The organism is Streptomyces sp. HUAS 15-9 (assembly GCF_025642155.1).
In the GTDB taxonomy this organism is placed as follows: Bacteria; Actinomycetota; Actinomycetes; order Streptomycetales; family Streptomycetaceae; genus Streptomyces.
The window spans coordinates 7,404,656-7,416,658 of sequence record NZ_CP106798.1; the positions used below are offsets into that span (position 1 = coordinate 7,404,656).

11 protein-coding genes and 1 pseudogene are annotated in these 12,003 nt (G+C 68.3%); all 12 read left to right on the forward strand.

The annotated features are described in order from the left end of the window. Positions 1–236: 236 nt before the first annotated feature. Entirely contained in the window at positions 237–1,436 is a 1,200-nt protein-coding gene (locus N8I87_RS33820; protein ID WP_263214509.1) for an acetyl-CoA C-acyltransferase, read from the forward strand. Between the two features lie 40 nt (positions 1,437–1,476). After that, positions 1,477–2,076 carry an HAD family hydrolase gene (locus tag N8I87_RS33825; RefSeq protein ID WP_411577398.1) on the forward strand — a complete coding sequence of 200 codons (600 nt, stop codon included), beginning with the start codon at positions 1,477–1,479 and terminating at the stop codon, positions 2,074–2,076. An 84-nt stretch (positions 2,077–2,160) separates the two neighbouring features. Further along, positions 2,161–3,687, forward strand: coding sequence for an AMP-binding protein (locus tag N8I87_RS33830; protein ID WP_263214512.1), 1,527 nt, complete (start codon positions 2,161–2,163; stop codon positions 3,685–3,687). Positions 3,688–3,755: 68 nt separating this feature from the next. After that, on the forward strand, positions 3,756–4,721 hold the full coding sequence (locus N8I87_RS33835) for an NAD(P)H-dependent flavin oxidoreductase (RefSeq protein ID WP_263214513.1): 966 nt from the start codon (positions 3,756–3,758) through the stop codon (positions 4,719–4,721). A 72-nt stretch (positions 4,722–4,793) separates the two neighbouring features. Next, positions 4,794–5,486, forward strand: a complete 693-nt coding sequence (locus tag N8I87_RS33840) for a TetR/AcrR family transcriptional regulator (RefSeq protein WP_263214515.1) — start codon at positions 4,794–4,796, stop codon at positions 5,484–5,486. 355 nt (positions 5,487–5,841) lie between these two features. Further along, positions 5,842–6,660, forward strand: a complete 819-nt coding sequence (locus tag N8I87_RS33845; protein ID WP_263214517.1) for an SDR family oxidoreductase — start codon at positions 5,842–5,844, stop codon at positions 6,658–6,660. Further along, positions 6,657–7,469, forward strand: a complete 813-nt coding sequence (locus N8I87_RS33850) for an enoyl-CoA hydratase-related protein (RefSeq protein WP_263214518.1) — start codon at positions 6,657–6,659, stop codon at positions 7,467–7,469. Before N8I87_RS33845 ends, N8I87_RS33850 begins: the two co-directional genes overlap by 4 nt. Next, entirely contained in the window at positions 7,456–8,691 is a 1,236-nt protein-coding gene (locus tag N8I87_RS33855) for an acyl-CoA dehydrogenase family protein (RefSeq protein ID WP_263214519.1), read from the forward strand. The genes N8I87_RS33850 and N8I87_RS33855 overlap by 14 nt, the downstream gene beginning before the upstream one ends. Position 8,692: 1 nt before the next feature. Continuing rightward, the gene (locus N8I87_RS33860; RefSeq protein ID WP_263214521.1) at positions 8,693–9,475 is read left to right on the forward strand and encodes an SDR family oxidoreductase; all 783 of its coding nucleotides are present in this window, start codon (positions 8,693–8,695) and stop codon (positions 9,473–9,475) included. Beyond that, positions 9,468–10,502 carry a phosphotransferase family protein gene (locus N8I87_RS33865; RefSeq protein WP_263214523.1) on the forward strand — a complete coding sequence of 345 codons (1,035 nt, stop codon included), beginning with the start codon at positions 9,468–9,470 and terminating at the stop codon, positions 10,500–10,502. The genes N8I87_RS33860 and N8I87_RS33865 overlap by 8 nt, the downstream gene beginning before the upstream one ends. 153 nt (positions 10,503–10,655) lie before the next feature. Then, positions 10,656–11,453 carry an SDR family oxidoreductase gene (locus N8I87_RS33870; protein ID WP_263214524.1) on the forward strand — a complete coding sequence of 266 codons (798 nt, stop codon included), beginning with the start codon at positions 10,656–10,658 and terminating at the stop codon, positions 11,451–11,453. A gap of 271 nt (positions 11,454–11,724) precedes the next feature. Next, positions 11,725–12,002: pseudogene (locus N8I87_RS33875) on the forward strand (AMP-binding enzyme); the annotation flags it as partial. Between the last annotated feature and the right edge of the window lies 1 nt (position 12,003).

Here is a 12,003-nt window from a genome sequence, read left to right on the forward strand (position 1 = left end):
CAAGGACTTGGTTGAACATGACGCCGGATTCAACTATAACCGATCGGGAGGCCGACCCTCGTCACCCTGCGGCCATGGCTCATGCCATCGGTCACCGAGGGAGACGGTCAATGAGCCCGCCGCACCGAAGTTGGCGTTCGGCCCGCCTATCAGCGATCGAGCCCGGCTCACGGAGCTCGGAACTCCGGCCCCCATGCTCCGGGGCGAACCGGACCAACAGGAAACAGTGAGGCGACATGAGGGAAGCAGTCATCGTTTCGACGGCACGGACGCCGATCGGAAAGGCCTATCGCGGCGCCTTCAACGACACCCAGGCGCAGGAACTCGCCGCCCATGCCCTTTCGCACGCGGTGCGGCGCGCCGGGATCGAGGGAGCCGAGGTCGAGGATGTGATCTTCGGCTGCGCCGCGCAGCAGGGCTCCGCCGGTTTCAACGTCGCGCGCCAGGCCGTTCTCCGTGCCGGACTTCCGGACACCGTGTCGGGAATGACGATCGACCGGCAGTGCTCGTCGGGCCTGATGGCCATCGCGACGGCCGCCAAGCAGATTGTCACCGATGGCATGCAGGTCGCTGTCGGCGGCGGTGTCGAGTCGATCTCCTTGGTGCAGAACGACCACATGAACACCCACCGTGCGGCCGATCCCTGGCTGGTCGAGCACAAGCCGAGCATCTACATGCCGATGTTGCAGACGGCGGAGATCGTCGCCGAACGCTACGGCGTGAGCCGGGAACGCCAGGACGAGTTCGCGCTGCTGTCACAGCAGCGCACCGCGGCGGCGCAGGAGGCCGGCCGGTTCGACCGGGAGATCGTCGCACTCACCAGCGTCAAGAAGGTTCTCGACAAGCAGTCCGGGGAGGTGCGGGACGAGGAGGTCACCCTGACCAGGGACGAGGGCAACCGCCCGTCGACCACACTGGAGGGCCTGGCCGGGCTGGCGCCGGTGCTCCCCGACGGTCAGGTGACCGCGCACTCCAGCGTCACGGCGGGAAACTCCTCGCAGTTGTCGGACGGGGCTTCGGCGTCGGTGTTGATGGAGTCGAAGGAGGCCGAGCGCCGCGGACTGGAGCCGCTGGGCGTCTACCGGGGTATGACCGTTGCCGGTTGCGGGCCGGACGAGATGGGCATCGGTCCGGTGTTCGCCATTCCGAAACTGCTGAAGCAGCACGACCTCGCCGTCGACGACATCGGGCTGTGGGAACTCAACGAGGCGTTCGCTTCCCAGGCGTTGTACTGCCGTGACGAACTGCACATCGACCCGGAGCGGTTCAACGTCAATGGCGGCGGGATCTCGGTCGGTCATCCCTACGGAATGACCGGTGCCCGGCTGGTGGGGCATGCCCTTATTGAGGGCAAGCGCCGAGGCGTCCGGTATGTGGTGATCTCGATGTGCGTCGGCGGCGGAATGGGCGCAGCCGGACTGTTCGAGGTTGCCTGAGGTGTCGAGCGGGACGGAAAAGGTCCGAACTTCGGTCCTCGTGGACTTCGGTGGGGTCATCACGTCCAGTGTGCTGCAGGCTTTCACCGACTTCGGCGCCTCGCTCGGCGGTGACCCGCACCGGCCGCTGGACCTCCTCGCCCGGGACTCGCCATCACGCACTCTCCTGGCCGACCACGAGTGCGGCCGTATCGACACCGAAGCCTTCGAGCGGGGATTCGCCGAACGCCTCCGCGTCCACGGCGCCGACGTACCGGCCGAGGGGCTCACGGCCCGGATGCAAGCGGGAATGTCGATCGACCAGGACATGCTCGCGCTGCTCGGTGATCTTCGGGCCGCCGGCCGTCCGGTTGCGCTGGTGTCCAACTCGTTCGGTACCGGAGCCTACGACGGCGTCGACCTCGCCGCCGTTGCCGACGTGGTCGTCATCTCCGCCGAGGTGGGGATCCGCAAGCCATCCCGGCGGATCTACGCGATCGCCTGTGAACGCCTCGGTATCGACCCCGAGGAGGCAGTCATGATCGACGATCTGCAGCAGAACCTCGACGGAGCGGCGCGGATCGGAATCGGGGGCGTACTGCACACCAGTGCCGCCGACACCCGCCGCCAACTCGCCGAACGCTTCGGGATCACCGCCTGACCGATCGACCGACCGGTCGCAAGGAGACCGGTCATGTGGGATCCGCACCGCATCACCTGCTCACCCCCCCGGAAGGCACCGCTCATGGCCAGTGTTCTCGACCCGGTCCGCCGCCACGCGGCTGCAACTCCTGACAACATCGCGCTGCGCGGCGGCGCGGATCAGTGGACCTACCGTCAGCTGAGTGACGCGAGCGTACGGTACGCGGGCGCCTTGGCCGCCGCGGGTCTGTCCCCCGGGGACCGGGTGCTGCTCGCGGCGCCGTCGGTGCCCGAGTTCGTGGTGGCCTACCTCGGGATCCAGGCCGCGGGCTGTGTCGTGGTGCCGGTCAACACGATGGTCACCCGGGCCGAGGTGGAGTACGTCCTCGGCGACGCCGGGTGCTCATTGGCGATCGCATGGCACGCCCTCGGCCCCGCCGTCGCGGAGGCGGCAGCGGCACTCAAGGTGCCCTTCTGGACGCTGTCCCCGGGCGCGTCGGTCACCGGTGCAACCCCTGCCGACGTCGTCGACCGGGACCGCGACGAGACCGCGGCCATCCTGTACACCTCGGGCACCACGGGACGGCCGAAGGGGGCCCAACTCACCGTCGGGAACCTGCTGTCCGCCGGGGAGATCGGCGCCGAGTGCAGCCGCGCCTCCAGCGCCGACCGTACCGGCACCGGACTCCCGCTGTTCCACGTGTTCGGCCAGGCGTCGGTCATGATGGCGACCCTGACCGCGGGCGGCTCGATGTCCTTGCTGGCCCGATTCGACCCGGCGTCGATGCTGGACATGCTGCGCCGCGACCGGCTCACCATCATGGCCGGCGTGCCGACCATGTGGAACGCGATGCTGCACGCGGCGGGTGATGCGAACCCGGCGGACTTCGCGGGGCTCCGTGTCGCCGTCTCCGGCGGCGCCTCACTGCCCGGGGAGATCGCCCGAGCCTTCGAGGCCCGCTTCGGCTGCACCATCCTCGAAGGGTATGGGCTCACCGAGACCACCGCGTTCGGCACCTTCAACGACATCGACCGCGGCGGCAAGACCGGGTACACCGGCAGGGCAGTCCCGCGGCTGCAGGTTCAGGTGCGTGACGAGGACGGCAACGAGTGCCCTCCGGGTACCGTCGGCGAGGTCCACATCAAGGGACCCACGGTGATGCGCGGTTACTGGAACCGCCCCGCGGACACCGCCGCGGCAATCTCGTCCGACGGCTGGTTCCGGACCGGCGACCTCGGCGAAACCGACACGGACGGCGACCTGCGCATCGTCGACCGGATCAAGGACCTCATCATCCGCGGCGGTTACAACGTCTACCCCGGTGAGGTCGAGGAAGTTCTCTACGAGCATCCGGACATCGTCGAGGCAGCCGTGATCGGCGTTCCCGACGAGCACTACGGCGAGGAGGTCGCCGCGCTCATCGCCGCCCGGCCCGGTTCGGAGCTCGGTGCCGCCGAGGTGTCGGGCTGGGCACGAGAGCGGCTGTCCGCCTACAAGATCCCGCGCATCGTCCGGTTCGTCGACGCGCTGCCCAAGGGCCCGACCGGGAAGATCCTCAAGCGGTCCATCGACCGTACGGAGCTGACCCGCGATCCCGCAGTCGGCGACGTACCCGCCCGCCGGCACTGAACATCCGTCGAACGAAGAGATGTGCCCGCTGCGGAAGAAAGAGAGGAAAGATGCATGGTGAGTTGCTCATGAGCCTGCCCCCCATGCTGCGGGACCGGCTGCGCCTGCCCGTGGTCGCATCGCCGATGTTCATCGTGTCCAGTCCGGAGTTGGTCATCGCCCAGTCGGCCTCCGGCATCGTGGGTTCCTTCCCCGCGCTGAACGCGCGGCCCCAGTCGGCCCTGCGGGAGTGGCTGCAGCACATAACGGAGGAGTTGGCCAAGCACGACGCCGACCATCCCGAGGCACCGTCCGCGCCGTTCGCGGTCAATCTCATCGTGCACAAGACCAACTCACGCCTGGAGGAGGACCTCGCGACCGTCGTGGAGTTCGAGGTGCCGATCATCATCACCTCTCTCGGTGCCCGGGCCGATGTCAACGATGCGGTCCACTCCTACGGCGGGATCGTGCTGCACGATGTCATCAGCAACCGGTTCGCGCGCAAGGCGGTGGAGAAGGGCGCGGACGGCCTGATCGCCGTCGCCGCGGGCGCGGGTGGGCACGCCGGCACTCAATCACCCTTTGCGCTCGTCCAGGAGGTTCGCGACTGGTTCGACGGCCCTCTTCTGCTGTCGGGCTCCATCGCTCACGGCCGCTCGATCCTCGCCGCGCAGGCCGCCGGCGCGGACCTCGCCTACGTGGGTTCGGCGTTCATCGCTACCGACGAGGCGAGCGCGGAGGACCAGTACAAGCAGATGATCGTGGACTCCACAGCTGCGGACATCGTGTACTCCGACCTGTTCACCGGCGTGCACGGCAACTACCTCCGCGGCAGCATCGAGGCCGCGGGGCTCGATCCGGCCGCACTGCCCGGCTCCGATCCGTCCGCCATGGACTTCGGGAACCAGGACGTCAAAGGGGCGAAGGCGTGGCGGGACATCTGGGGCGCGGGTCAGGGCGTCGGCGTGATCGGAGCGGTACTTCCCGCGGCAGCGGTCGTCGAGCGCCTCGCCGGTGAGTACGCCGAGGCGAAGAGCCGGCTTCGGCGCTTGTAAAGGGGTGCGCCAGAGCCGCATCGAGTCTGCGTATTTACGAGTCTGGCGTCGGATTCAAGTACACTTCCGGAGATGGACAACACCGCACCTGAGGAGAGCGACGGCGAGAAGGCACCGCCGGTGGCCCCCCTCTCGCACCTTCGCGAGCTGCCGACGACGAAGCGGGGAGCGCGGACACGGGCCGCTTTGGTGAAGGGCGCCCGGAAGGTGTTCGAACGGGACGGCTACCTCGACACCCGTCTGACCGACATCACCAAAGAGGCTCAGTGTGCGGCGGGATCCTTCTACACCTACTTCGCCAACAAGGAAGAGGTGCTTGCCGCCGTTCTCCTGGAAGCCCAGGAGGACATGATGCACCCCGGCATGGGCCGGGTGCAGGGCACCGACGACCCATATGCGGTACTCGAGGCGAGCAATCGCGCGTATCTCGAGGCATACAAACGGAATGCGAAACTGATGGCACTGCTTGAGCAGGTCGCCCAAGTTGAGCCGGAGTTCCGTGAGTTCCGGAGCCGGCGCGCTGATGCGTTCATCCGCCGCAACGCCCGCGGCATCGCCGACCTACAGGCGCGGGGCGTTGCCGACCGTGAGGTCGATCCGATGATGGCCTCCCGTGCGCTGTCGGGCATGGTCAGCGTCATGGCCTACAACGCCTTCGTGCTCGGCGAACGGCACGAAGAAGGTACGCCGGTGGACTTCGATGAGCTCGTCTCCACGGTCACCCGGCTCTGGGCGAACGCCCTGCGGTTCCCCGGCCACCACTGACCGACCTTCTCTCTTCCCCCCTCGCCCTTGTCCGGTCCCAGATATCTGTAGGCACCGCGTACGCCCCGAGCAGCAGTGCCTACGGACGGGCGGGATGGTCGATGCGCGTCGCGGCAGCCCCGTACGCCGCTTGGCCTGCATGCCTACAGAAGACTGGGACTGACCACGGTTCGCGGGGACCGGACAGCCCTTCTCGGCGTATGGGGCGATCGCTTGCGCCTTCTCCGTGGGTGACGCACACCTGGTGATTGAACTTGACGCCAGATTCAATTATACAGGTGGACGGGGACCACGGCCGCAGCATCGCGAGGGCCGTGCCCCGGCACCGCACGCCCCGCCACGGAGAGGGTTCGCTGTGAAGGTTGCACAAAGAGTCGCCATCGTCACCGGAGGCGGTGGCGGGATCGGCAGCGCGCTGGTCGCACGGCTCGCTCGCGAGGGTGCCCGGGTCGTCGTCGCGGACCTCGACGCGGACAGCGCGCGGGCGGTGTCGGAGGCAGTCAACGCCGGCCATCCGGGAAGCACCGTCAGCGCCGGCGCCGACGTGTCGGACACCGCCCAGATACAGCAGTTGGTCACCCTGGCGGAGAGCGCCTTCGGTCCGGTTGATTTCTACTTCGCGAACGCGGGCATCGCCGGGGCGCTCGACCTCGACGCGAGCGAGCAGGACTGGGACCTCTCGATCGGCGTCAACCTGCGAGCCCACATCCGTGCGGCAAAGCTGCTGGTACCGCGGTGGCTCGAGCGCGGTGAGGGCTACTTCGTCAGTACCGCCTCGGCGGCCGGGCTGCTCACCCAGATCGGCTCCGCCACGTACGCCGTCACCAAACACGCGGCCGTCGCCTTCGCCGAATGGCTGAGCGTCACCTACGGCGATCGCGGGGTCCGCGTCAGCTGTCTGTGCCCGATGGGGGTGAACACCAAGCTGCTGTCCTCCGGGGAGGGTTCGGGGGACGCTCTGGGAAGAGCCGCGACGCGAGCCGTCACGTCCGCGGGGGACGTCCTGGAGCCGGCCGAGGTCGCCGACGCAGTCCTGGCCGCGATCGAGTACGAGCGCTTCCTGATCCTGCCGCATGAAGACGTTCTTGAGATGTACCGGCAGAAGGGCTCGGACTACGACCGGTGGCTGCGCGGGATGCGCCGCTACCAGAGCTCCCTTCTGGCGCAGTCATGACCGGCGCGCCGGGCGAGCTCGTCCTCGCCGAACACCGCGGGCCGGTGCTGGTGCTCACGTTCAACCGGCCGGCCAAGCTCAACGCCTGGACCGACGAACTCGAGGACCGCTATTTCACGCTGCTCGACGCCGCCGAGGACGATCCGGACGTACGCGCCGTCGTGGTCACCGGCGCGGGACGCGGATTCTGCGCCGGAGCCGACCTCCAGCGGCTGCAGGCGCTCGGCGAGGTCGCCGAGGCGGACCGGGCACGACGCCGACCGCGCGATGTGCCGCTGACCCTGCGTAAACCGCTGATCGGTGCGATCAACGGGGTGGCCGCCGGCCTGGGCATGGTGGAGGCGCTCTACTGCGACGTTCGCCTCGGCTCGCCCTCGGCGCGGTTCACCACGGCATTCGCGCAACGCGGGCTGATCGCCGAGTACGGGATCTCCTGGCTGTTGCCCCGGCTGGTGGGGCACAGCCGGGCAACGGATCTGTTGCTGTCCAGTCGCATGGTGGACGCCGAGGAGGCTTTCCGTATCGGTCTTCTCGACCACCTGGTCCCGACCGGCAGTGTGGTCGATGCCGCTGTCTCGTACGCCACCGATCTGGCGACGCGCTGTTCCCCGGCATCCATGGCCACCATCAAGGGCCAGTTGAACAACGACGCGGACGGCACCTACGCCGGTTCCGTGACCCGGGCGGAGGGCCTCATGCTGCAGGCCTTCCGCGGGTCCGATCTCGTCGAGGGCGTGGCCAGTCACCTCGACAAGCGCCCACCGAATTTTCCCTCCCTCCCGGTCAGGAGTTCACATGTCCGTGTTTGAGATGTCGGACCGCGCCAAGAAGTACCAGGCGGATCTGCTGGAGTTCATGGATTCGCATGTCTACCCAGCTGAGGCGGTGTACCACGAGCAGATGCGCGCGTCGGGTGACCCGCACTTCCACCCGCCGGTCATCGAGGACCTCAAGGCGGAGGCACGGGAGCGCGGACTGTGGAACCTCTTCCACCCGCATCCCGAGTGGGGCCCGGGGCTGACGAACCTCGAGTACGCGCCGTTGGCGGAGATCATGGGGCGCAGCCACATCGCGTCCGAGGCGTGCAACTGCAATGCTCCCGACACCGGCAACATCGAGGTGCTCACGCTGTTCGGCAGTGACGAGCACAAGGAGAAGTACCTCAAGCCCCTGCTCGACGGAACCATGGCCTCGGCCTTCGCGATGACCGAGCCACGTGTCGCCAGCTCCGACGCCACCAACATCGAGTTGCGGATGGAGCGCGACGGCGACGAATACGTGCTCAACGGCCGCAAATGGTTCGCGTCCAACGCCCTGCACCGCAACTGCAAGGTGCTCATCGTCATGGGGAAGACGGACCCCACCGCTGCTCCGCACCGGCAGCAGTCGATGATGGTGGTCCCGATCGACGCCCCCGGGATCACGGTGATGCGCGGCCTGCCGGTGTTCGGCTACCAGGACCGTGAGGGGCACGCCGAAATCGACTTCACCGACGTACGGGTGCCGGCAAAGGACGTTCTCAAGGGCGAGGGAGAGGGGTTCGCGATCAGCCAGGCTCGGCTCGGGCCCGGTCGTATCCACCACTGCATGCGGGCCATCGGCGCGGCCGAGCGGGCGCTGGAGCTGATGTGCCGGCGCGCGCAGTCGCGGGTGACGTTCGGTCGTCCGGTTGCCGAACGGTCCAACATCCAGGATTGGATCGCGGAAGCGCGGATCGACATCGAGATGATCCGCCTGCTCACGCTCAAGGCCGCGTATCTGATGGACACGGTCGGGAACAAGGAAGCGCGCACCGAGATCGCGGCCATCAAGGTGGCCGCTCCGAACATCGCGTTGAAGATCATCGACCGCGCGATCCAGGTGCACGGAGCGGCGGGAGTGACCGAGGACTTCCCGTTGGCGATGATGTACGCGCACCTGCGGACGCTGCGGCTGGCGGACGGCCCTGACGAGGTCCACAAGCGGGCCATCGCCCGACAGGAACTGCGGCAGTACCGCGACGCGGCGACGGCGACGGCGGCGGTGAGCTGAGATGGCGGGACTGGATCTCACGGGTCGCACCGCCGTCGTCACGGGCGCCTCGCGCGGGATCGGGCTGGCGATCGCCCAGGCCATCGCCGCCGCCGGCGCAAACGTTGTCCTCACCTCCCGGTACCAGGAGGCGGCTGACGCCGCCGCGGCCCAGGTCGGGGGCACGGCGGTCGGCGTCGGTGCGCACGCGGTCGACGAAGAAGCGGCCCGGCACTGTGTGGATCTGACGCTCGAGCGCTTCGGGAGCCTGGACATCCTCGTCAACAACGCGGGGACCAACCCGGCCTTCGGGCCGGTCATCGATCAGGACCACGGCAGGTTCGCCAAGACCTTCGACGTGAACCTGTGGGCTCCCGTCCTGTGGACGGGGCTGGCCACGCGGGCCTGGATGGGCGAGCACGGCGGTGTGGTCGTCAACACCGCGTCGGTCGGCGGCATGGCCTCCGAGGCGAACATCGGGTTGTACAACGCGTCGAAGGCCGCACTGATCCACCTCACAAAGCAACTGGCCCTGGAACTCTCGCCGAAGGTTCGCGTCAATGCGGTGGCACCGGGTGTGGTGCGCACGAAGCTGGCCGAGGCCCTGTGGAAGGAGCACGAGCAGGCCGTGTCCGCATCGATGGCGCTGGGCCGCATAGGGGAGCCTGCCGACATCGCCTCGGCGGTCGCGTTTCTCGTCTCGGACGCGGCGAGTTGGATCACCGGTGAGACGATGGTGATCGACGGCGGGCAGCTGCTCGGTGACGCGCTCCCGTTCAGGCGGGGAGCCGGCATCGGTGTCTAGCGCGGACATCGTCGGAATCGACGCCGGAGCGGTGAGCCGCTGGTTCGAGACCCTCGGCGTCGACTTCGCCGGGCCGTTGACCTTCGACCGGATCGGGCTCGGCCAGTCGAATCTGACCTACCTGGTACGGGACCAGAACGGCCGCAGGTGGGTGCTGCGGCGCCCACCGCTGGGTCTCCTGCTGGCGTCGGCGCACGACGTGGCCCGTGAGGCGCGGATTCTGACCGCTCTGGAGGGCACCGCCGTCCCGACTCCGCGGGTGCTCGGGCTGACAGACGATCCCGCCGTGACCGACGTCCCGCTGCTGCTCATGGAGTTCGTGGACGGCCAGGTCGTCGACAGGATGTCGATCGCGCGGTCGTTGACGCCCGAGCGCCGCCGGGCGATCGGGATGTCGTTGCCGCGGACGCTGGCGAAGATACACGCGGTCGATCTCGAGGTGACCGGGCTGACCGGCCTGGCCAGCCACAAGCCGTACGCGCAACGTCAGCTCAAGCGGTGGTCGGCCCAGTGGGAGAGGTCCAGGACCCGCGAGCTGCCCGCTCTGGAGGACCTCACCCGGCGCCTCGTCGCGGCCGTCCCGGAGCAGCGCGAACTGACGCTCGCGCACGGCGACTTCCATCTGCGCAACGTCATCACCTCCTACGACAGCGGGGAGGTGACCGCGGTGCTCGACTGGGAGCTGTCGACGCTGGGGGATCCACTGGCGGACATGGGCAGCCTGCTGGCCTACTGGCCGGCCAAGGGTGAGAACACCTCGGGTGACTTCGTCGCGACCGCTCTCGACGGCTTCCCGACCCGCGAGGAACTCGTGGCTGCCTACTTGGCGGCGTCGGGACGTGACCTGACGGCGCTGGGCTACTGGCACACGCTGGGACTGTGGAAGGTCGCGATCATCGCGGAGGGCGTCATGCGGCGCGCGATGGATGAACCGCGGAACAAGGCCGCGTCCGGGACTCCGACCGCAGAGCGCATCGACGCACTGGTGGCGAAGGCCCACGACGTGGCGGACACGGCAGGTATCTGAACCGATCGCCTGCCCACGGGACTTTGACACTCACGCATACAGGAAAGGAGCGGTGATGAGGCAAGCAGTCCTCGTATCGACGGAGCGTACACCGATCGGGAAGGCGTGCATCGGCGGCGGCAAGGGCGCGGCAGAGCGGATCGGGGTGGTGTCGTGAACCCCGCCGCACTGTTCGATGTGAGCGGAAAGACCGTGGTCGTGACCGGCGGTTCACGCGGAATCGGGCTGATGATCGCGCACGGATTTGTTGCCGCCGGGGCCACGGTGATCATCAGTTCCCGCAAGGCCGAGGCGTGCGAGAAGGCGGCAGCTCAGTTGTCCGCACTGACGTCCCCCGGCGCCGGAACCTGTCTGGCGCACCCGGCGGATCTGTCCACGGCCGCGGGCCTCGAGAGCTTGGCCGAGCGGGTCGCGGAGGTCGCCCCGCGGCTGAACGTCCTGGTCAACAATGCGGGAGCCGCCTGGGGCGCGCCGATCGGCGAGTTCCCCGACTCGGGCTTCGACAAAGTGCTGAACGTCAACGTCAAGGCTGTCTTCTCACAGACGCAACGGCTGCTGCCGCAGTTGCGGGCGGCCGCCACCGCGGAGGACCCCGCGCGAGTGATCAACATCGGGTCGATCGACGGGCTCGTCGTCTCCGCGTCCGACAACTTCTCCTACGTCGCGAGCAAGGCGGCGGTGCACATGCTGACCCGCAAGATGGCCGCCACGCTGGCGAGTGATCACATCACAGTCAACGCCCTTGCGCCTGGCCCGTTCCCGACCAAGATGATGGCGCACGTCCTGGACGACCGCGAGCTGCGGGACGCCGTGGTCGAACGGGTGCCCCTCGGCCGCGTCGGCACCCCTGAGGACATCGCGAGTCCGGCGATCTTCCTCGCCTCCCGCGCGGGCGCATACCTGACGGGCACGGTGATCCCCGTGGACGGCGGGATCTCCGGGACGCGCTGACCGGCCGCATGTGAAGGTCACCGCGCCGCAAGCGAAACCCCCACACACTCTCTTCCCTGAAAGGCGGGTTCGGCCGCGATGAGCTGGTTCGACGACAGGCCGTGGACGGTGCAGTACACCGAACGGATGGCGGAGGTGGAACCGGTCCCCGACCACACCACGCTGGAGTTGCTGGCCGACGCGGTGGCCACCGCCCCCCAGGACCCGGCCATCACCTACCTCGGTGGCACGCTGACCTACCGGGAGGTGGACGAGCTCACCGACGGGGTGGGTGTGGCCTCGCGAGGTCGAGGACGCCCTCTACCGGCATCCCGCGGTGCGCGAAGCGGCCGTGGTCGGTGGTCCGAACCCTACCGCGGCGAGACGGTGGCGGCTTTTGTCAGTCTCAGGCCCGGAGGATCCGTCGAGCCCGAAGAGTTGGTCGCCTACTGCCGCGAGCACCTGGCCGCCTACAAGGCCCCTCGGACCGTCAGCATCCGGGACGAGCTGCCCAAGACCACCAGCGGCAAGATCCTGCGCCGTGAACTGCGCGGGGCGACGTCCTCGTGAC